The organism is Nostoc sp. DedQUE05, from assembly GCF_034530955.1.
GTDB lineage: Bacteria > Cyanobacteriota > Cyanobacteriia > Cyanobacteriales > Nostocaceae > Nostoc.
Window position 1 is genome coordinate 40776 of sequence record NZ_JAVRCB010000028.1, and the last position, 23097, is coordinate 63872.

Below are 23097 nucleotides of genomic sequence, written 5' to 3' on the forward strand. Positions count from 1 at the left end.
ATCCAATAATTTCTTGCTGGGCCAGTTTCTCTGTATCCCTCGGAGTCAGAATTATAAGAAAAGATTCTTGAACAGATGTTGTCGGAGTTAATTAAATGGGAACTTGTTTTCCAAGCATTTTATGTTGAATTGTTTGAATAAGATGCGTCATATATGCATTAGGTTTCGGAGCGAATATGTGTTGCCGGATTTTAGAGAATTGGTATAAGTTGTTTTAGTTTTTTATAGTTAATTAATAACATTTTGAGCCAGTCATGTTAGAGCAAACGATCGCAAATTTGACCAGAATTATTAATTTTTGTCTCTAAAAGTTAAAGATAATCTTAAAACGGGAATTCTCTATATAGATAAAAAAAGATTTGTAAATAAAAATAAGATTTATGTTGGCAATAACTGGTTATCGTATAAACGAGCTAATTTATTCCAGTTCCAATACCCTAGTACATCGCGCTCTTAGGGAATTAGATCGAAAACCAGTCATTATTAAACTACTGCGGCACGACTATCCCAGCTTTAGCGAATTGGTGCAGTTTCGCAATCAGTATGCGATCGCTAAAAATCTCGACATCTCAGGCATTGTCCAACCGCTGAGTCTAGAACCATACCAAAATGGCTATGCTTTGGTAATGAAAGACATCGGTGGCATCTCCCTACGCGATCGCATCCAGGCTGCCCCTTTGAGTGTCGAACAATTCTGGCCAATTGCCCTGCAAATTGTAGATATCCTCCACCAGCTCTATCAACAACGGATTATTCACAAAGACATTAAACCAGCTAATATTCTGATTCAACCAGAAACCGGGGAGATTAAGCTGATTGACTTTAGCATTGCCTCCCTGTTACCCCGCGAAACCCAAGAAATTCAAAACCCCAACATTCTAGAAGGTACACTCGCCTATATCTCACCGGAACAAACCGGGCGGATGAACCGGGGGATTGACTATCGCAGCGATTTCTATTCTTTGGGAGTTACCTTTTTTGAACTGCTCGCGGGACAGTTACCATTTCCAGTAGACGAGCCAATGGAAATGGTTCACGCCCATATAGCGAAACAACCACCCTCTATCTGCGATCGCAATCCCGATCTGCCCATCATGCTCGGTGAAATCATTCGCAAACTGATGGGCAAGAATGCGGAAGACCGCTATCAAAGCGCCCTCGGTCTGAAGCACGATTTGTTGCGATGCCAGGAAGAATATCATGTTGCGGGCAAACTCGCCTGGTTTGATTTAGGGCAACGGGATATTAGCGATCGCTTTTTGATTCCCGAAAAACTCTACGGACGAGAACAAGAAGTTCAAAGCTTGCTCGATGCTTTTGGCCGAGTTGCCAACGGAGCCTCCGAACTGATGCTGGTGGCAGGTTTTTCTGGTATTGGCAAAACTGCCGTCGTCAATGAAGTGCATAAGCCGATTGTGCGTTGGCACGGCTATTTCATCAAAGGTAAATACGACCAGTTCAACCGCAATCTGCCGTTTAGTGCCTTTATCCAAGCCTTCCGCGACCTGATGGGTCAACTTCTAAGCAGTGATGACGCGCAGTTAGCTGATTGGAAAGCGAAAATCCTGGCGGCAGTGGGTGACAATGGGCAGGTACTCATTGAGGTGATTCCGGAACTCGAACAGGTCATCGGCCAACAACCCCCAGTACCAGAACTCTCCGGTAGTGCGGCTCAGAATCGTTTCAATCTGCTGTTCCAGAAGTTCATCACGGTGTTCACCACAAGGGAGCATCCACTGGTCATTTTCTTAGATGACTTGCAATGGGCTGATTCGGCTTCGCTGAACTTGCTGAAGCTACTGCTGACAGAACGCGAGCGCGGTTATCTGTTCGTCATCGGAGCTTATCGGGATAACGAAGTGTTCCCGGCTCATCCCTTGATGCTGATGCTCGATGAGGTTAAAAAAGCCCAAACCCAAATCCGCGCCCTCACTCTACAACCCCTGAGCCAAACCCACGTGAATCAGTTAACAGCAGATACGCTCAGTTGCTCAACTGAACTGGCTCAACCGCTTTCGGAGTTGGTCTATCAAAAAACCAAGGGGAATCCCTTCTTCCTCACCCAATTTCTCAAAGCATTGCATGAGGACGGCTATATTTGGTTTGACTTCCAGACAGGACATTGGCAATGTGACTTGGCAACGGTGAAGTTACTCGCGCTCACGGATGATGTCGTCGAATTTATGGCACTTCAGTTGCAAAAATTGCCGACTGCCACCCAGGCTGCTTTGAAACTAGCGGCTTGCATTGGCGCTCAGTTTGATTTGTCTACCCTGGCGATAGTCAATCAGCGATCGCCCGAAGATATCGCGCTCGACCTCTGGAAAGCCTTGCAAGAAGGCGTAATTCTGCCCATCAGCGATGTCTATAAGTTCTACCAACTATCAGAACTTCACGTGGCAGAAGTCCAGCAGCCATTAACCTTTAACTGTTCTTATCGCTTTCTCCACGATCGCGTCCAGCAAGCTGCTTATTCCCTCATCCCTGACGAGCAAAAACAGACGACTCATTACCAAATCGGACAACTTCTGCTGCAACAAGTTTCCCCAGCCGCTAGAGAAGAGCGCATTTTTGAAATCGTCAATCAGTTGAACTATGGAACCACGCTGATTGAAAAACAACAGCAACGGGACGAACTCGCCCAACTCAACCTCACGGCTTGCCGCAAAGCCAGAGCCGCAACCGCCTACCATGCCGCCCGTGAATATGCCACAGTCGGGCTGCAACTGCTCTTAGGGGATGCTTGGCAACGGCAGTACGAAATAACTCTATCTCTGCATGACTTAGCTGCCGAGGTCGCTTTTTTGGCTGGTGCTTTTGAGCAGATGGAGGAGTGGATTGAAGCGGTAATCGATCGTGCAAAAACGCCTCTAGAACGAGTGCCAGTTTATCAAGTCAGAATTCAGGCATTGGTCGCCCGCAATCAATTTGTGGAGGCGATCGCGATCGGTCAATCAGTCTTCCGAATGTTGGGCGTGAACCTACCAGACGAACCAACTCTAGACGACATTCGCCTCCTGAAACAAGAAATTGATGCTTTAATTGAGGGTCGTTCTATTGAGTCATTCATTCATCTGCCGAAAATGACCGATCCGCAGCAATTAGCAATTATGCAAAATGCAGCGCGGCTGACACCAGTTTGTTACATGTCCGGCACAAAGCTTTATTTCCTGGTGGTGGCACTCCAGGTCAAATTATCGATTCAATTTGGCAACAGTCCGGTTTCGGCGTTTTGCTATGTAGGTTACGCCTTCCAACTGAGGATGCTGTGGAGCGATATGTCAAAAGTGCCTCAGTTTGGGCAATTAGGATACCAACTCGCCTTAGAACCAGATGCCAAAAACATTCGAGCCGCAACTGCGATGTTAATGGGGGCTTATGTGGGTTCTTGGACAATCCATCTGCAAGACACGCTGCCCATTCTACTGGACGGATATCAAGCCGGGTTGGAAACTGGCAATCTAGAATTTATGGGCTACGATGCCCAGTTATACTGCTTCAATGCGTATTGGTACGGTCAACCCCTGGCTGAACTCGAACCCCAAATTCGTGCCTATTACCAGCAGTTGTCCGACCTCCACCAAGTCACGGCAGCAAACTGTGTATTGGCTTACTGGCAAGCGGCGCAAATTCTCTTGGGTCAGTCAGAACAAGAGATTCCCTTACGCCAGGATGCCTACGAACAGAAAGTTCTGGATGAGGCAAAAGTCGATTTTTACCGACTATCCTTCTTTTACCTTTATCGCTTCACGTTAAATTACTGGCTCCAAGACTTTGCCAAAGCTCAACACGATGCCGCTCAAACGCGACATTATTTAGCTGGCGGGATGGGAAGTATCGTTGAACCAATCTTCTATTTCTATGATTCTCTGACCGTACTGGCTCATCCTGGCGAATCAATTTCCCCATCAGAACCGGGATGGCAGCGAATGGAAGAAAATCAAGCCAAGCTAAAAGATTGGGCAGATTATGGCCCGATGAATTACTTGCACAAATATCATTTAGTAGAAGCGGAAAAATATCGCGTTCTCGATCGCAAAACCGAAGCTATAGAATTTTACGATCTGGCGATCGCGGGTGCAAAAGCCAATGGCTATTCTCAGGAAACAGCCCTTAGCAATGAACTGGCGGCAAAATTCTATCTGGATTGGAACAAAGAGCGAATTGCCCAAGCTTACTTGATTGACGCTTACTATGGCTATGCTCGCTGGGGGGCGAAAGCCAAACTCGCTGACTTGGAAACTCGCTATCCCCAACTGCTAGCTCCCATCCTCCAAGGGGCGCAGACACCGCTTTCTATTGACGAAACCTTATTTTCCACTGCAACTGTCACCTCGACTAGTACTTCCTCCACGAGTCTTTCTGATTCCCTGGATCTGGTTGCCATCCTGAAAGCGTCGCAAACTCTTTCGAGTGAAATCGAGCTTGAGCCGTTAATTGCTACTCTCTTGCTGACGGTAATGCAAACCTCTGGTGCGACCCAGTGCGCTTTAATGTTGAGCGAGGGACAAAATCTCACAGTTCAGGCGAGGGCAGAACTTACGGCATCGCACCAAATCGAAACGCAGATTCTACATCCAACCCAGTCGCTTGTCGATAGTGGTATTGTGCCCATCAGTCTGGTAACAAAAGTCAAACGCAGCTTGCAACCTGCTGTAATTAGCAACGCTGCACAAGAGCCGCTATTGCTCGGCGATGCGTATATCCAAAACCAACAGCCCAAGAGTCTGCTGTGCAGCCCAATTCTGCAACAGGGTAAGTTGCTGGGCATAGTCTATCTAGAAAATAACCTGGCAACGGGAGCCTTTACCCGCGATCGCGTTGAGGTGCTGAATCTGCTGTGCGCCCAAGCTGCGATTTCACTGGAGAATGCTCGTCTCTATCAGCAAGCCCAAGCACATACTCAACAGCTGCAAGAATCTCAGCTTCAGATTGTGCAAAGCGAAAAAATGGCGACTTTGGGTAACTTGGTGGCAGGGGTGGCTCACGAAATTAATAATCCAGTCGGCTTCCTCAACGGTAGTATTAACAATGCCAAAGATTATGTAAAAGACTTGTGTGAGTATTTAGATACCTATCACCAGCACCAGCCACCTACGGGTGCGGTGGCCGAATTAGCCCAAGAACTTGACCTGGAGTTTATGTTGGAGGATTTACCTAAGTTAATTGACTCGATGAAAGGCGCAACCGATCGCATCAAAGGCATCAGTACCAGCCTGCGTACCTTCTCTCGTGCCGATACAGAACACAAAGTTAAAGTCAACTTGCACGAAGGGTTAGATAGTACGCTGTTGATTCTCAAGTATCGGCTCAAAGCCAATGAAAATCGGCCAGCCATTAAAGTTATCCGCAACTACGGTAATATCCCTGAAATTGATTGCTTCCCCGGTCAGCTTAACCAGGTGTTTATGAACATTCTGGCTAATGCGATTGATATGTTCGATGAAATAGCACAGCAAACAAGCTTTGAAGAGTTAGAAAATCATCCCCAACAAATCGCGATTCACACTGCATTATTATCCGAACAAAATGCGGTTGAAATTCGTATTTCTGACAACGGTAAAGGCATGAATGAATCAGTTAAATCTAAGATTTTTGAGCGTTTGTTTACCACTAAAGAGGTTGGCAAAGGAACAGGGTTAGGCTTGGCGATCGCCCATCAGATTGTCGTCGAGAAACATGATGGTCGGCTGGAAGTTCAGTCCCAATTAGGACAAGGCTCTGAGTTTTCCATCTCACTCCCGGTTCGGGGTTAAATCAACCATCGCTGCGGCATAGTACAACAACTGTGTTGCAGCCGACAGATTATACCATTTCACTAAAATAACGTGAGTTCGACAGACCTCTCCCTCCCAACCTCCCTCTCCTAAAAGGCGAACGCGAGTGCGTCTTTCCTTGGGAGAGGGAGGAGTAACGAGAAAACAAAAGTTTTTGCTCCCCTCTCCTGGTAGGAGAGGGGCTGGGGGAGAGGTCAAAATAGTACTCGTCGAACTCACCTTTAATTATTTACGCCGACCCACTTATTACTTGCTTTCCTGCATACTTCTGACTAGTTTAGTCACTAGCTTTCTGGGAGTAAATCTTACAGATTCAGCGAGTAGCTTATTTTTAATTCCAGGAACGACAACAGTTTTGTTTTCAAATAGACCACGATAGCCGATTTCGGCTACTGTTTCCGCAGTCATAATTTTTTGACCGCTTACCAACTTTGAGTCTTCCATTGCGGCTCTTTGTTGAAAACCAGATTCGGTAGGCCCTGGACAAAGCGCCGTTACAGAAACGCCTGTACCTTCTAATTCATTAGCGATCGCTTCTGAAAATGATAAGACATAAGCTTTACTAGCGTAGTATACTGCCATCAACGGCCCTGGTTGAAAAGCAGCAGTGGAAGCCAGGTTTAATATTTTTCCAGACCCCCGTTTAACCATGCCTTTGAGAAATAACTTGGTTAAATGTGTCAGACATAATATATTGACTTGTAGCAATTGCATTTCAGCATTCAGGTCAATTTCGTTAAATAATCCGTAGGTAGCAAATCCTGCATTGTTCACCAGCACATCAATATTAATCGATGCTTGTTCTAGTTCCGTGAAAATTTCTTCTGGGGCTGATGGGTTAGATAAATCCTTGGAAATAACTTTGACATCAATGCCAAATTTATTTTTAAATTCATCGGCAATTTTATTCAGCTTTTCCAGGCTTCTAGCTACCAACACAAGATTGTAACCATCCTGAGCAAATAATTTCACGAATTCATAACCGATACCGCCAGATGCACCAGTAATAAGAGCCGTTTGTTTGCGATTGGTCTGCATAATTTTTCCTTTTGTTATTTGTTATTTGTTATTTGTCATTTGTCATTTGTCATTTGTCATTTGTCATTTGTTATTTATTATTCTCCCCTGCTCCTCTGCTCTCCTGCTCCCCTGCCTCCCCTGCCTCTTTCATTTCCATTGGGAAATTTCCAAGCGAACTGCTGCATTTGTTCCTAAGATTTTTTGACCGCGTTCAGGTAAAGAAACATACGCAACATATATATCTGGACTAGATTCTGAAGTCGGATTTAATTTTGTTACTGGCTCTTTGTCTTCAGAATTCCAACTGTATTTAGCCTCATAAGTGCTATTTGATTCGGCAACATCAGTAATTAGATAGTCAGACCACAAAGGTACTTGGTCGAGATGATGGTCACGTAACCAATTCGTCTCTTGTTTTGTAAAGGAATGCAGTGCTAAACGCAGGGCATATCTACAGGTATTATCATCATTGACTGAGTTTTTTGGAATTAAGAAAGCTGTAAATAGCGGAATAGGTTTATCTGTTCGGGTTAACTCTTGTGTAATTGGGCAATAATGAGCGATCGCTTGCTCATATATTGGAATAGGAAGACCACGCAAAGCCACTCTAGTTTCCAGTTGATAAAAATTCTTGTCCAGGTCTTTTAACTCAACATTGCTCAGAGACAGTTTCACCTGAATATCACCAAACAAAAATCGTTGCAGGTTTTGATAACCTTCTTCGGAGTTCAATATCCCATAACGTCCACCATGAGAGCGATGAACATAAGCCCGATGAGATCCAAGGATATAAGCTTTATCAATCTGAACTAGACCATCACTTTTCACTCCAACAAGATTGCGTGAAAGACCAAAAGCTTCTTCATAATCATGTGCATTCGTGCCGATTAGAGAAAAAACGCGGCTTGGCGAAAATGCATTATCTATACTTTGTAATTGTTGTAGCTGAAAGTTATCGGGTAACTCAGCCGTTGATTTAATATTAGGTGTTAAATACTGGTACATCCGCTGAGGGCCAAAGTCATCAGAATTATTCAATTGAAACCTGTCCCTGAGATTTTCAATTAAGCCACCCCCGACCTCAAAATAAATACCACCATGAGGTGTAGCGTAGGTAAAGAATTTGTCAATATGATCGGCAGCTTGCTCGCCTTGTTCTGGATAAATCTTTTCAATCAAGCTGCGACAAACAAGACCTCCCATCGAGTGGGCAACCAGATAAATTTTGTCAGCACCCGTCGTTTTTTTGACATTCTGGATCAAGTCTCTTAAACCCTGAGCTATTTGCTCCATTTCCTGCCGAACGACACTTGATGAGCCAAAACTAGGTGTAGATATATCATAAAATCTATAGATCCAAATAGTTTGATGAAGTTGCTCGGACAATCTTTTAATCTGATTGCTTACATTCTGATTGTCAACAATCGGTTGATAACCATGATCGGTCATTAGCCGCAGCAATGGACTCTCGAAAAAAAACTTCTGAGGATTTTCCTTCTCATCTACTCGAATATGGGTTGAACCACTATTGAATCCATAAAACGGATCGTTGACTGTTTGCTCAACGTCTTTTTCTGTACCTGCATATCCACGAACGAAGACGATTGGTAAATACGCCATATATATCCTTGCTATTTAATCAATATTTTTTCTCGTTCCCAGATTTAACCTGGAAACGAGTGCAGAATATCAAGACAAGTTGTCTTAGTACAACATTTTATTAATTCGTAGCGAATTCTCTGCGTTTAAAACACTACGATTTTACACGAAAGCTGTACTTAGAAAGTTTTCACGAACTCAATTAGGGCTTTCTTATCTTCATCTGGGAGATTTGAGCCAAAATAATGACCCTCATCTTCTACAAAATCAGGAGATTTGTTGGCTCTTAAAAGTACACGTGCCAACTTACCCTTAATTCCACCCTCCGGTTTCAAGTCTTGAAAAAGGCTGCCGAGATTCAGAGATGTAATCGCCTCTCTCATATTGATGCTTGCTAGCAAATTCACAGGCGTACCTTTAGGAACAGGAAGCCTAAATCTCGGATTCGGATCTCCTGGAGGAAGCTCTAATTTGGTATCTTTAGATGTCCTGCTGATAATTCCCTCACGCTTTTCAGGCCACAGCAGCTTTTCCATCGCATCCGTATAGGCTTCTACACGTCCTTTCACTGAAGGATCTTCGTTGTAAAGTCCTAGTGTGTTGTTGTGCAGAAGTGGTGCTGTTGCCCAAATGCTCACTAGTGAGGGTGTACGGTAATATCCCAAACCGCCATCAGGTATCTTAAATTCGATGGGTTTTTTCTGATCGAAGGGGTTGTACAGCGTCAAAGTACCTGGTGAGGGCAGTTCTTTGAACGTCTTCGATGAGAACTGATCCCAAATATGCCCTTTAGAGGCATTTGTCCCTAGCGATCGCGCCGCATTAGTACCAATTAGGGTAACTGGATAACGCTGGTCATCAGACAAGAAGTTGTGGTCGAGGAAATTACTACTGAGTACAGACTCTTCGTACCATTTTTGAGCCTGTTCGGGGTCAGCTGCAATTTCAGCCGATGGCTTTTTGCTGGAATGGCAACCAGCACAAGTACTGGCAAAAACTAGCTTGCCACGTTTGAGAACTTCCTCATCTTTAGTCAAGAACTGTTCACCACCTGGTGCATCTTTCAGGTGCATCGGCTTGATGGTTTTCAAGAATGCTTCGGCATCAGCCATACGTGCTTCTGTCTGTCTCCAGCCTTCGCACTCCTTGCGCGCCTTTTCAATATCAAAAGGTTTTTGGGGAGTTCTGCCTAATAAAGGCTCATGAAGACTTGTCCAGTAATCGCCGCACATCCCAATGTTGACGTAGACGCGTAGTGAGGCATTTGCCACTCCTGTAGAGTCCGCACCATCCTTGAGAATATGATTAACATCCTTGGTTGAACCATCGTTCATCACCTCTGGATATTTGGGGCGATCGCCTAAATTAAAAATGGAATTGATCGCATTCGGATTGTTAATATGATCGGTGGCAATCCGAGAAGTATCAGAAGTTCCAGGTCTTTGAGAATCAAGTACTTGCTTAACAAAACTATTTTCTCCAACGCTGGATGCAAATAATTTATTTTCCTTAATGTACTGATTACCCAATGCTGCTACAAGGTTTTCCCATTTTGGATGTTCCTTGTCTTTGGGTGGATTGAGGGGATCTAACGCTACGTGACAGATGGCGCAGGACTGCCCGATTACGTATGGAGGCTCAATTTGTGAAGTTTTGGCATATTCAACAGGGTTCCATTTTGTCGAGTCGAAGTTGGGGTTTTGGAACTTACGCAACCCAATAACGCCAGTTGAGAGCGGATCTTTACATTTATCTAGCCACAAACCATATTCATCTGGTGCTGTCGCCTTTTCACATCCAGGATCGTTAATTGCACCATAACGTTGCAATCGCTCGTCATGCACGCGCGAGTCAATCAGCTTTAGCAGGTCAACACCACCATGCGTTCGCTTCGCTAAATCACGATAGTACTTAGAATTACCGCCAGTCCATAAGTACCAAGTGCAACGACCTCGTTTCTCGGCATCTGTCAAATTCTCCTTGGTGTACTCTGGGAGATAACCGATGCCCTCGCAATTATCAGGGTATTCAGATACACCAGTACCCGAATAGTCTGTACTTATGGACGTAGGTATTTCACTATACTCATCGGCTAGAGCTGTAGGCGTTCCATAAAAACCGCAGACTATAAACATAGTCGCGAATAGCAGGAGCAGACAGCCCTTAAAAATTAGACTTGTCTTTTTCATAAAACTCTCTGGTCATAACACCTAAACCTTTCCCACTGCACCTCACGTTTGCAGAGGTACACTAATGCTTCATCACCAATTTCCCATTTTCCAGATTTAGTCTTGGGATATTTTGATGATTAATGTACCCTACTGAGGTTCGTTATATATGAAGTTACTACACAAATTTGCAAAACGTCATTAATAAACTTTTATACATTTCTACATCAAAAATTTAAAAATTTGTAAATTTACAATGGTCTTCAATAACCAATTTGCTATGGTTATATCGATTTCCTACCTACTTGGTTAGGTTTGTAACAAATTGTGAGCAGCTCCTTTTAGCTACTTTTAAGGTTGCCTTAACCTTTGAAGAAAAATAAAAGACGGAAATTTTCACTTTTTTTAAGAATTGCTCTGTAAATACCGATAGGTTTACAAATTGCAAAAGTCTTTATATAACTGTAAAAACCAATAAGGATAAATATCCATGCTGAAACTGGTTAAGTAAATTTAAGTAACAAAAACTTAATACTTAGCGATCGCATCCGAAAACCTCCACTGTAGATTTGTAGACATAAAAAACTGCTCTCCCAGAGACCTAAAAAATAGTTCTCTGGCGAGACTGTTAGTGCTACGAATAATTTTGACACCTAATTTTATTGCCGAAACAATAGATAAAGACAGAGAAACACATGGAAAACGATATTATATTTGAGCCATTGAGATTCCGTAATCTCACAGTAAAAAATCGGATATTTCGCTCTAGTATTTCTGGCAGATGGGATAACTATGATGGTTCAGGTACTCAAGCCCGAATCAACTGGGAAGAAAAGTTTGCTCGTGGTGGTGTAGGAGCGATTATTAGTTCCTTTGTCCCAGTCGCCATCCGGGGACGAATTATGCCCAATTACGCCACCATTAACTGTGATGAACGTATTCCCTTTTGGCGAAAAGTAGGAGAAAGAGTCCACGAATATGACTGTAAATTTATTTTGCAATTAAGTCATTCGGGGCGACAGCAAGATATTGGTGGTGTAGAAAACTTAGGAAAAAAAGCCTTAAGTTCCACTAGCCAAACTGAGCCATTCCACGGCTTTTTGTGTCAAGCGATGACACTAACAGAGATTAAAGAAACAATCCAATACTTCGCTGATGGCGCTAGACGTGCCCGTGAAGCAGGTTTAGACGGAGTAGAATTGCACAGTGCTAATGGATATCTTTTTAATCAATTTCTCAGTTCTGGAATTAACGACCGTCAAGATGAATATGGTGGTTCATTAGAGAATCGAGCGCGGTTTTTGCTAGATGTAATTAGAGCAATCCGCAAAGAAGTAGGCAACGATTTTCATCTACAATTCAAAATTAGTGCCGTTGACTATAACAACGCCGTCACCTTTTGGGAAAAACCAGGTAATACCATAGAAGATTCCATCCAAGTTTGTAAATGGGCAGAAGAAGCTGGGGCTGATGCCGTGCATGTGTCAACTGGTAGCTTATTTCCTCACCCACTCAATCCCATTGGTGATTTTAATTTTGATATCATTACTAAAACTTATGATTCCATGTTGTCAAGTGGCGTAGAAACTACACGCAACTACATTTTATTTCGCAAAGCATTTTTGCATCCAATTTTCAATTTTTTATGGAATCGTGTGAAAAAACAATTGCCTCCTCAAGCATTTAGTGGTGATGATGTAAAAGACCCCAAAATCAAGCAGTTACTAATAGAGAACCAAGGCAGAAACTTACTAGATTCCAGAGAAATTAAAAAGCACGTTAATATTCCTGTATTATGTACAGGTGGTTTACAGCAAGCTTCTTATATTCGTCAGGCAATTAGCGAACATTATTGTGATGGCGTGACAATGGCTCGTACCCTAATTGCTAATAATGACCTAGCTAAATCTTTTAAAGCAGGTAAAGACCTGGCAGATAAACCGTGTACTTATTGCAATAAATGTCTGCTGAATGTAATTGAAAATCCCTTAGGTTGTTACGAGCAGGATCGCTTCAATAGCTATGAAGAGATGATGGAAGAAGTAATGTCAGTTTTTCATGAAACTCAGTTTGCAAATTTATCTAGATAAACAAGCGATGCGTATCGCATCGACAATTTCGCTTACAAATAATCTCGACAAAATGGGGAGTGTTTCATGACTGAACAAACAAACCCTACCCTACTTCCAACCTCAATCAAAGGAATCTTCCAGCGGATTTGGGTTGTAATTGTAGGTATTGTAGCAGTAGCAGTATTTTTCCTTTGGCCTGTTTTATCTAACTCCCCAGTGGATTATGCTGATATTGAAAACCATTTTAAATATGGTTCAATCGGCAGCGAACCAGTCAATGGCATCCCTTACTGGATTTGGAAAGTTTTACCAGAATTATTCCCAGATAAATTACCTGGAAAAGGTTATACTTCTTTAGGATTTATCAAAGAACCTGACAAAGATTTACCTATAGGTTTTTCGCAAAGGCGAGTCTTTATCGATAGAGTTAGCTTGAATTGTGCTGTATGTCATACAGGAACGCTGCGAAATACTCCCAATAGCGAACATCAAGTCATCACGGCAATGCCTGCTAATGTAGTTAATTTGCAGGGATATATCAAATTCTTGTCAGCAGTTGGTGTAGATGAGCGCTTTACTGCTAACCGGATGTTGCCAGAAATTGAAAAAATCAGTGGTGGTATTAATCCCATTGAAAAATTACTTTATCGCTTCATTGCAATTCCTCAAACTAGAGATGCACTAATTAATCAGGCATCTCGACTTAAATTCGTTGAAAAACAACCAGATTGGGGCCCAGGAAGAGTAGATACTTTTAATCCTTATAAAGCAATTCAATTTCATTTCCCAATGGATAAGTTGCGTGAGGATGAACTGATTGGTACTTCTGATTTCCCTTCCGTTTGGAATCAAAAACCCCGTGAGGGATTGCAGTTACATTGGGATGGTAATAACACTTCCGTTGATGAACGAAATAAGAGTGCAGCTTTAGGCGCTGGAGTCACACCCACAACGATTGATTTGCCTCGAATTCAGAGAGTTGCTGATTGGCTTTGGGAACTACCACCACCAAAATATCCCTACGAAGTTAACGAAACTATAGCAGCGAAGGGAGAACAGCTTTTTGAAAGTAATTGTGCTAGTTGTCACGCTTTTGGTGGTGCATATACAGGCAAAGTTGTCCCAATTCAAGAAATTGGTACAGACCCTCATCGTCTTGACTCATATACCTACAAAACGATGTCTAACCAAAATACTCTGTATACAGGGTATCCGTGGCGCTTTAAGAATTTCCGTAAGACTAATGGCTATGCAAATATGCCCCTTGATGGTGTTTGGTTACGCGGCCCTTATCTGCACAATGGCTCAGTCCCCACCTTACGGGATTTACTAGAAACACCAGAAAATAGACCTAAAGAATTCTATCGTGGCTACGATGTGATTGATAGAGCAAAAGTTGGTTTTGTATCTGATGTCGGTGTAGAAAACGGTAAGCAATACTTTAAGTTCGATACCACAAAGCCTGGAAATAGTAATAGTGGCCATTTATATGGAACCGATCTTCCTACAGAAGATAAAAATGCCCTAGTTGAGTACATGAAAAAGCTTTAAAAGGAGAAAAAATGAATAATTACGCTAAATGGTTTAGTCGCGTTACTTGGGTTGGCATTATTGTTAATATGCTTTTTGTCATTCCTTCTTGCTTCTTTCCAGAATTAATGCTGACGTTCCTTCAAATGCATATACCAGAGCCAATTATCTGGGTTCGTGCTGCGGGAATGCTGTTGTTTATTATTAGTGCATTTTATATTCCTGGGGCACTTGACCCGTACCGATATCAGGCAACTGCCTGGATATCAATATTTCCTTCAAGAGCTTTTGGATCGACATTTTTCATTTGTGCAGTGTTTTTCTTTGGGCAAGATAAAGGATTTTTATCCATTGCTTTTGTAGACCTGTTTTTCGGATTAGCGGAACTAATTCTTCTGACCCTAGCAATGCGTAGCAAAATGCAATCGCTGCAATTTCAGTGAAGCAATTCTCCTAATTTTATCCCTAGTCTAGTGTAGATATATTTCTACACTACAAACAGATTCTTCTGCAAAGGAGCAAAAGAGTGCCATGACAATACTCAAAAATAAAATAGGTAGGGTAATCACAAGCATCGTTTTAATTGTGGTTCTTTTAGCTGGTGTAGTTGGGTATGTGGGATGGTACAACCTTTTTCGAGAGGTTCCCACATATTATGAATCGTCTGAAGAACACTTTAAATATGGTTCTATTGGCACAGAAGAAGCGCAAGGTGTTCCCTATTGGATTTGGCTGGTACTACCACGAATATTCCCTGATAAATTACCAGGGCCAGGTGGTTATACTTCCTTGGGAATCACATGGGAAGAGGGTAAAGAAATGCCAGTTGGGTTTACGAAAAAAACCATTGGCTTCCCTCGCGTCGGTATAACTTGCGCTGTTTGCCATACTGCTACCTATAGAAAAACAGAGAAAGATAAACCCACAATTGTGGCTGCGGCTCCTGCTAATAAATTTGATTCACAAGGCTATTTACGATTTTTGAGTGCAACTGCTGGCGATCCTAGATTTACAGCAGATTATATCCTTGACGAAATCAAATATAATTACAACCTTTCCTGGTTAGAAAATTTACTTTATCGCTATCTGCTAATTCCTCAAACTAAGAAAGCACTGCTGCAACAAAAAGAAGACTATAGTTGGACAGATTCCCGTCCTAACTGGGGGCCTGGTCGAATCGATCCTTTTAATCCAGTTAAATTCAATACTTTAAAGTTGCCTAAAGATAACACTATTGGCAACTCTGATATGATGCCTCTTTGGAATCAAAAGATGCACAAAGGGTTTGCACTCCATTGGGATGGCTTAGAAACTTCACTAACAGAAACTGTTCAAACTGGAGCAATTGGTGATGGTGCTACCAAAAAATCACTTCCTGTAGCCGATTTACAACGAGTAGAAGATTTTATTCAAGAACTACCACCTCCTAAATATCCATTTGCTATTGATGAGCAAGTGGCTGCAAAAGGAAGTCAAATTTTTGCTAATACTTGTGCATCTTGTCATGCTTTTGGTGGGGAAAGAACGGGTACTGTTATTCCTGTGGAAGAAGTGGGAACTGACCGCCATCGGTTAGATATGTGGACGCAAGAAGGAGCGGATACTTACAATCATTTTGGTGATGGCTACCCTTGGGACTTCAAAAACTTACGTAAAACCAATGGGTATGTATCCGTTTCCCTAGATGGATTATGGTTAAGAGCGCCATATTTACATAATGGTTCAGTCCCATCTCTACAAGATTTGTTCGAGAAACCAGAGAATCGTCCTCAAGTTTTCTATCGGGGATATGATGTCTACGATCCGAAAAAAGTTGGTTTTATTACTGAGGGAGATGAAGCCAAAGCTATAGGGTTTAAATACGATACCAAGGTAACTGCTAATTCAAATCAGGGACATATTTATGGCACTGATTTATCTGATGAGAATAAAAAAGCTTTGATTGAGTATCTGAAAACTCTGTAATGAAGTTTGTTTGCTAAATCCTGACGTTAATCATTTACTAGCAACCGCTCAAAAATAGAATTGGAGATCATCGTGAAACCATATTTACCACAAAAAGATCCTGATGTTAATGTCCGAATCAATTGGCTAGATAAAAATCGAGAAGAGTACAAATTTAATTACGATTATCTAGCTCCTCTACCAGTAATTGATAAAGTTCCTCATAAGGAAATATTCTCGGCGGAATATACTGCTAAACGTTTGGCAAGTATGGCAACTCTTGCACCAAATATGCTAGCTGCTAAAGCCAGAAACTTCTTAGACCCACTAGATGAATTGGAAGAATATGAAGAACTTTTGTCACTCCTACCAAAACCCGATGTCATAAAAAATTACAAAACAGACTCTTGTTTTGCAGAACAACGACTCTCTGGAGCGAACCCATTAGCTATCCAAAAAATTGATGTATTACCTGAAAATTTTGCTGTCACGGATGCACATTTTCAGAAGGTTGCAGGTACACAATTTACTTTGGAAAAAGCACTTAAGGAAGGCAAGCTGTATTTCTTAGATTATCCTTTGTTATCTGATATTAAAGGTGGTGTCTACGAGAATGTTAAAAAGTACCTTCCCAAGCCACAAGCTCTATTTTATTGGCAAAGTAATGATAGTCCTAATGGTGGTTCTCTAGTACCTGTTGCCATTCAGATTAATCATGACTCTGGTGCAAAAAGCGTAATTTATACACCAGATGACCCTCATTTAGATTGGTTTTTGGCAAAAACCTGCGTTCAAATTGCTGATGGCAACCATCAAGAATTGGGTAGTCATTTTGCCTATACTCATGCAGTTATGGCTCCCTTTGCGATTGTAACTGCGCGGCAACTAGCAGAAAATCATCCCATCGCCTTACTGTTAAAACCCCACTTCCGTTTCATGCTATTTGATAACGATTTGGGACGTACTCAGTTTTTACAGCCTGGAGGCCCGGTTGATGAGTTTATGGCAGGTTCATTGGCGGAGTCTCTTGGATTTGTGGCAAAGGTTTATGAAGAATGGAGTGTGGAAAAGTTTACCTTTCCTCGGTTAATAAAAAGTCGTCAAACAGACGATCCAGAAATTTTACCGCACTTTCCTTTCCGGGACGATGGCATATTAATTTGGAATGCTGTCGAAAAGTTTGTGGCTGAATACTTGCAACTCTATTACAAAACCTCACAGGATATCAGTGACGACTATGAGTTGCAAAATTGGGCTAGAGAATTAGTAGCTCAAGATGGTGGTAGAGTCAAGGGAATGCCAGCCAAGATTGAGACTCTAGAACAACTGATTGAAATCATCAGTGTGGTAGTATTCACTTGCGCTCCTCTACACTCTGCTTTGAATTTTTCTCAGTACGAATATATGGCTTTTGTACCCAATATGCCCTATGCAGCCTACCACCCAATTCCAGAAACTAAAGGTGTAGATTTGGAAACTATCATGAAGATACTTCCTCCTTTTAAACAAGCTGCCGATCAGGTGATGTGGACTGAGATTTTAACATCGTACCACTATGACAAATTGGGTTTTTATGATGAGGAGTTTGCCGATCCATTGGCGCAGGAAATTGTGGTGCAATTTCAACAGAATTTGCACGAAATAGAACGGCAAATAGATATTAGAAATCAAACTCGTCCCATACCTTACAACTACTTCAAGCCTTCGGAAATTATTAATAGCATTAATACTTGAATTAGTTTTACTAAAAAAGAGGAATCACAATGTCAAATCAGAAAGTAACCGTCACCGCTCGATTAAAAGTGAAGCCAGGTTTAGAAGACAATTTTAAGCAGGAATTTCAACCTGTAATAGCTCTTACACTTGCAGAAGAAGGTTGTATTAATTACGATTTGCACCAATCTGCTGACGACCCATCTTTGTTTCTGTTGCATGAAAACTGGGTCAGCCAGGAAATTTTAGCTCAACATCTACAGCAGCCGTATATTAAAGCTTTGAACGAAAAGTCAGAACAATTTTTAGTTGAACCACCTGAAGTCAGGTTATGGCAGCAGATTGCGAACAATTAATTCCTAGCTGGTGATAATAATGACATCAAGGGTGTTATTGTATGGTGCAACTGGCTATGCTGGAAAACTCATTGCTGAATCTGCTAAAAATAACGGACTGGAATTAATTTTAGCTGGACGCAATCAAAGTTCACTAGCAGCTGTAGCCAATGAATTAAGTTTGAACTTTCGGGTTTTTGGCTTAGACGATCCGCAGGCGATCGCTCGCTCTCTTGAGGATATAATTGCTGTCATCAACTGCTCTGGGCCTTTCTCCAAAACCTCAAAGCCACTTGTCGATGCCTGCCTCCAAACTAAAACTCATTATTTAGACATAGCTGGCGAAGTACCTGAATTTCAGGCGCTACAAGCACGAGATACTGAGGCTAAAAGTGCAGGGATAATGCTTCTTCCTGGTGTGGGATTTGGTGTTGTCCCTACTGATTGTGTAGCTGCTTACCTGAAACAGAAGTTAGCAGCTGCAACGCGACTGATTTTAATCTACGAAACAGTGGGAGGCGTATCTCAGGGAACTGCAAATACAGTACTGCCAACTTTACATCATATCGGGGTAGTCCGAGAAGCAGGTAAGCTCATCTCATCTCGCCCAGCATCGAAAAGACGTAAAGTTGATTTTGGTTATGGGCCCGAGACAGCAGTAACAAACCCTTGGCGTGCTGATATTATCACTGCGTTTCAGACTACGGGTATTCCTAATATTGAGGTTTATACCGTATTTCCTAATCCTGTGGGCTTCCTGATGGAGTCGAGCCAGTATTTGGGATGGTTATTTAACTCGTCTCTATTCCAAAGTGCTTTAGCAAGTCTAATTAAAACTCTACCCACTGGGCCAACGGCAGCAGAACGAGCCAAGGGGCAAGTTAGAGTAATTGGTATTGCTGAGGATGAAACTGGTCAACAAGTAACTGCAAAGCTTTTAGGGCCGGAAGCATACGATTTTACGGCGTTGGCGGCTGTAACAGTGAGCAAACGTGTGATTCAAGGCGAAGTTAAAGTAGGATTCCAGACTCCTGCATCTGTATATGGGGCAGATTTTGTCCTTGAAATTCCGGGAGTTATCGGGTTTCAGTAAAGATACAACAGAAAGCTGGGTTTTTTAGGCTTGATAGCGAAAAAACCTGGCTTTTTTTTTCTGACTTTGTGCATTTATTTTAAACCGTTTTGTTCACAAGGTTAGTGGAGAAAGTGCGAGGTCTTCTCTACGAGAGGCTTTGCCAACGACGGGTGGTTCCTGAGCGCAGCCGAAGGACTGCGCCTACGCTTTGACTCTGGGTTTGCTGGTAAGATTGCCGAGCTATGGTAGTGAGTACTGGCTCGTTCTATTCTGAACCCACACCCTGAACTTGCTAATTTGGCATGAATGAAGAGAGAATCTATCAGTCAAGTCAAATTAACTCTCTAAAACGCAATAGTGGATGTTACCGAATTAGTCAAAGTTTCAATTATTCTTTTGGTTGTGGCTACAGGTGTAGCTTTGCTGTCCCGGCGGTTGGGAATCCCTTATGTTACGGGTTTAGTAATAGCAGGTTTGCCCATCACTGAGTTATTGTCTCGTCGGATTGGTTTAAGTCCAACCCTTGTTTTGGATCTTTTCCTGCCAATTCTCATCTTTGAAGCTGGTATTAATACAGATGTCAGTCGCCTACGCAGCACCTTTAAACCAATTGCCCTACTAGCTGGGCCAGGGGCTGTGATTTCCAGTGCGATTATTGCTGTCCTGTTGAAATTTGTCCTGGGACTGAGTTGGATACCTGCATTATTTGTCGGAGTAATTCTGGCAAACACTGATACTGTTTCCATGATTGCTGTATTTAAGGATATACCAGTACCCTCGCGGCTTTCCACCATTGTTGAAGGAGAAACTCTATTCAATGATGCCGCTGCCCTAGTTTCCTTCAACCTGATCGTGCAAGTATATTCAACAGGCTCACTCACATTTGTAGAGGGAATCCAACAACTGCTATTTATCTCTCTAGGAGGCTGCGTTGTGGGTTTAGTCTTGGGCTACTTGAGTATACCTGTATTCGCCCGTTTAGATGATGCCCTTGGCAGTCTTTTGCTGACAGTCGCAGTTGCATTAGGAACTTTTCAGGCTGGGCAATTTCTCGGTGTATCAGGCCCTGTGGCTGTAGTTGTTGCTGGATTGATTTTCGGGAATTTTGGGCTTTCTCGGAATACTTCTGCTTCTAGCCGCATCACTTTATTGAGTTTTTGGGAATATGCCAGTTTTACTGTCAACACCTTTATTTTTCTGTTGATTGGTGTAGAAATAAATTTGGTAACACTCTGGAAAACTTTACCTGCAATTCTACTTGCAGTTTTGGCTTTTCAAGTCGGGCGAGTTCTTACAGTTTATCCGCTACTAGCATTAGTTCGTTGGATTGACCGTCCAATTCCGCTGCGCTGGCAACATTTACTGTTTTTAGGCAACATCAAAGGTTCACTCTCAATGGCTCTGGCATTGAGTTTACCTACAACACTGCCAGGGCGAGAAGTTTTGATAGCTATAGTCTTCGGCTGTGTGCTGGTGTCGTTAGTGGGACAGGGTTTAAGTTTGCCTTGGGTGGTTAAACGCTTAAAGTTATCTAAATTTTCTGAAGTTCAGCAACAGGTTGAAGAGTTGCAAGCCCAGCTGATGACGGGTAAGGCGGCACAAGATGAATTAGATAGCCTATTGAAATCAGGGGTATTACCAAAAGCCGTTTATGAAGAGATGCGTTCAGCTTATCAGGTACGAATTGCCGGTGCAGAAAAAATACTGCGGGAACTATATAATCGTCGCCCTGATGAGGTGGAAGGTAGAAGTGGCAAGAGCAGTAAACTTGAAGCTATTCGCCGACGTTTACTCTTGGCAGAAAAAGGAGCGCTCAATGAAGCAATGCGGAAGCGAATTCTCTCAGAAGAAATTGTGCGTGGGCGGATACAAACTCTTGATGAACAATTATTGAAATTAGAGGATGATTAAAGATGGGGCATTGGGCATTGGGCATTGGGCATTGGGCATTGGGGATAGTCTGGCCTTCGTGAATGAACCTTTAAGCTTCGTTGATGAACCTTTGAGCTTCGTTGATGAACCTTTGAGTTTTGGCTGATTAGTATCTGTTGCCTCCAGCTATAGATGCAGTCTGAAATTTAATGAATGCATTCCCGTGCGGAACATGGGAACGAGGAAATGATAAATTAGCTTTTTAAAATTTCTATTTTAAAGGCGATCGCTTATTGTTATTTTGACTTTTAATTACCCTACTAGGACTGATAAAAGAAATTCCTTGTTGAAAGTCAGTACCAATCATGACTGCCTCTACTATCGGTTCGGATATTTCGGTTTGGGCTACCCATTCGACAATGAAGTTTGCGCCTAAACCTCCACTGGTGTCATTTCTATTGATAAAAAAATCTGTCGAAGCTAGGGCATCAAGTTGAATAGGGCGCTCTAAATACTGTTTAACTAGTTTCCCTTCTGAGTTATAGTAGCGCACAGAAGTAATAACGATCGGATTAGTCAAATCTGTATTCCGAATACTAAGCGTAACTGCTAACTCAAAAATCTCTTGGCGATTGTGATGATAGATATGAGAGTAGACCGGAACATAAAGAGTTTCACCGCTGGCTATCTTAAAATTCTTATCCAGCGTCACTGTTTTTTGCAATGGGGCTGCTGGAATGGCATCGGGTTGTGATTTGGGTGTTGATTGACAAGATACAAGAAAAATAAGAGCGATCGCTAAAATAATATATCTATACAGCTTCATCAAAACTCACCATTTTTTTATTATCGTAAATCAAGGGGTTTAAGAACCCAACCATTAGACGTAGTGCAGAGGCAAAGTGGCTCCGACTCCAGTCAGTTTCTGTAAATAGACGACGCGGTAGGAGCGCAAGGCCTTGCGCCCCTACAACAGATGTAGTTCAAATATATGAAAACTGCTGTAAGAGGATGTTTGAAAAGTCCTCTTATCGGTATCAAAAGTTTTAGATCCCCCTAAATCCCCCTTAAAAAGGGGGACTTTGATTCCGGTTCCCCCCTTTTTAAGGGGGGTTAGGGGGGATCAACAAGTGCCTAAAATCACAGCCAAAGACTTTTCAAACAACCTCTAAATCCCCGTCTGAAAATGTCTTGAATTTTGAATTTTGAATTTTGAATTTTGAATTGTTAAATGTGTAGCTAACCCTACCTAATAAACAGTTTAGGTAGGAACTGTGCTCAACATTTTTGTTCAATAAAATCAATGACTTGATGTAAGCATCTTGGTTTAGTCACAATCAGCACAGTTGAATGAGGTTCCAGTATTGTACTGCCGTTAGGAATCATCAAATCTTCGTGGGGATGAGATTGATAGCCAATAATTAGCGAACCAGTAGGGAATTGTGAATCTTGAGCAATTTCGGCAACGCTACGACCAGCAACATAGCAATTGTTGGGGATGGAAAGTTTCAGAACCTCAATCTGTCCCTGCTCAAAATGCATCATTGATTCTACTTGTGGATACTCAATGGCGTTCACCATTGTTGAAACTGATAGTTCAACAGTACTGACAATATGGTTGGCTCCAGCTATCCGCAATGGTTCGACAAAATCGGGGTGGCGCATTCGGCTCAAAATATGGGTGACGCCGTAGTGTTTAGCAAGAGTTACCATTGCCAAGTTTAAGGCATCACTTCTGAGAACTGCTGCCAAGGAACCGGCTTTGCGAATCCCAGCTTCTAACAATACTTCTGTACTCACAGCACTGCCTTCAAAAGCCATTGCTCCTACTTGTTCGCGGGCGTAGCGGCAAGCGATAGGGTCAATGTCAATTACAGCAACAGTATGCCCTAGTTCTACTAGTTTTTGCGCTAAACTTAAGCCGACTAAGCCTGCTCCACCGATGAGTACGTACATGATTCCTGATATTCTTTGAATTTTTACTTCAGTTTA

15 protein-coding genes are annotated in these 23097 nt (G+C 42.3%); 10 read left to right on the forward strand and 5 right to left on the reverse strand.

What is annotated here, in order from left to right:
• The first annotated feature begins 380 nt into the window (after positions 1–380).
• Positions 381–5756: an AAA family ATPase gene (locus tag RMZ42_RS20705; RefSeq protein WP_322673167.1), complete on the forward strand. Its 5376-nt coding sequence runs from the start codon at positions 381–383 to the stop codon at positions 5754–5756.
• 267 nt (positions 5757–6023) lie between these two features.
• Here the strand turns inward: RMZ42_RS20705 and RMZ42_RS20710 are convergent, their stop codons facing one another.
• The 3 genes from RMZ42_RS20710 to RMZ42_RS20720 all read right to left on the reverse strand — a co-directional run bounded on the left by RMZ42_RS20710 (position 6024) and on the right by RMZ42_RS20720 (position 10531).
• Positions 6024–6815, reverse strand: coding sequence for an SDR family oxidoreductase (locus RMZ42_RS20710; protein WP_322673168.1), 792 nt, complete (start codon positions 6813–6815; stop codon positions 6024–6026).
• Positions 6816–6944: 129 nt separating this feature from the next.
• Positions 6945–8417 (reverse strand): lipase family alpha/beta hydrolase, encoded by a 1473-nt coding sequence (locus RMZ42_RS20715; protein ID WP_322673169.1) that lies wholly within the window; start codon positions 8415–8417, stop codon positions 6945–6947.
• A gap of 158 nt (positions 8418–8575) precedes the next feature.
• A complete protein-coding gene (locus tag RMZ42_RS20720) occupies positions 8576–10531 on the reverse strand; it encodes a hypothetical protein (RefSeq protein WP_322673170.1) in 1956 nt (651 codons plus the stop codon).
• 728 nt (positions 10532–11259) lie between these two features.
• On the opposite strand from RMZ42_RS20720, the gene RMZ42_RS20725 reads away from it, so the two are divergent.
• From RMZ42_RS20725 to RMZ42_RS20765, 9 genes are all read left to right on the forward strand, one after another.
• Positions 11260–12654 carry an NADH:flavin oxidoreductase gene (locus tag RMZ42_RS20725; RefSeq protein ID WP_322673171.1) on the forward strand — a complete coding sequence of 465 codons (1395 nt, stop codon included), beginning with the start codon at positions 11260–11262 and terminating at the stop codon, positions 12652–12654.
• A 66-nt stretch (positions 12655–12720) separates the two neighbouring features.
• Positions 12721–14187 carry a c-type cytochrome gene (locus RMZ42_RS20730; RefSeq protein ID WP_322673172.1) on the forward strand — a complete coding sequence of 489 codons (1467 nt, stop codon included), beginning with the start codon at positions 12721–12723 and terminating at the stop codon, positions 14185–14187.
• A gap of 11 nt (positions 14188–14198) precedes the next feature.
• Positions 14199–14609 carry a hypothetical protein gene (locus RMZ42_RS20735; RefSeq protein WP_322673173.1) on the forward strand — a complete coding sequence of 137 codons (411 nt, stop codon included), beginning with the start codon at positions 14199–14201 and terminating at the stop codon, positions 14607–14609.
• Between the two features lie 88 nt (positions 14610–14697).
• Complete coding sequence (locus tag RMZ42_RS20740) at positions 14698–16131, forward strand: c-type cytochrome (RefSeq protein ID WP_322673174.1); 1434 nt, start codon at positions 14698–14700, stop codon at positions 16129–16131.
• Between the two features lie 72 nt (positions 16132–16203).
• Positions 16204–17844 (forward strand): lipoxygenase family protein, encoded by a 1641-nt coding sequence (locus RMZ42_RS20745; protein ID WP_322673175.1) that lies wholly within the window; start codon positions 16204–16206, stop codon positions 17842–17844.
• A 29-nt stretch (positions 17845–17873) separates the two neighbouring features.
• Positions 17874–18179, forward strand: a complete 306-nt coding sequence (locus RMZ42_RS20750; RefSeq protein WP_322673176.1) for a putative quinol monooxygenase — start codon at positions 17874–17876, stop codon at positions 18177–18179.
• Between the two features lie 19 nt (positions 18180–18198).
• Positions 18199–19251, forward strand: a complete 1053-nt coding sequence (locus RMZ42_RS20755; RefSeq protein ID WP_322673177.1) for a saccharopine dehydrogenase family protein — start codon at positions 18199–18201, stop codon at positions 19249–19251.
• A gap of 339 nt (positions 19252–19590) precedes the next feature.
• Positions 19591–21144 carry a cation:proton antiporter gene (locus RMZ42_RS20760; protein WP_322673178.1) on the forward strand — a complete coding sequence of 518 codons (1554 nt, stop codon included), beginning with the start codon at positions 19591–19593 and terminating at the stop codon, positions 21142–21144.
• The gene (locus RMZ42_RS20765) at positions 21137–21271 is read left to right on the forward strand and encodes a hypothetical protein (RefSeq protein WP_322673179.1); all 135 of its coding nucleotides are present in this window, start codon (positions 21137–21139) and stop codon (positions 21269–21271) included. The genes RMZ42_RS20760 and RMZ42_RS20765 overlap by 8 nt, the downstream gene beginning before the upstream one ends.
• A gap of 105 nt (positions 21272–21376) precedes the next feature.
• Here the strand turns inward: RMZ42_RS20765 and RMZ42_RS20770 are convergent, their stop codons facing one another.
• Together RMZ42_RS20770 and RMZ42_RS20775 are read right to left on the reverse strand one after the other, a co-directional pair.
• Positions 21377–21931: a DUF3124 domain-containing protein gene (locus RMZ42_RS20770; protein ID WP_322673180.1), complete on the reverse strand. Its 555-nt coding sequence runs from the start codon at positions 21929–21931 to the stop codon at positions 21377–21379.
• A gap of 452 nt (positions 21932–22383) precedes the next feature.
• Complete coding sequence (locus RMZ42_RS20775) at positions 22384–23061, reverse strand: TrkA family potassium uptake protein (protein WP_322673181.1); 678 nt, start codon at positions 23059–23061, stop codon at positions 22384–22386.
• Between the last annotated feature and the right edge of the window lie 36 nt (positions 23062–23097).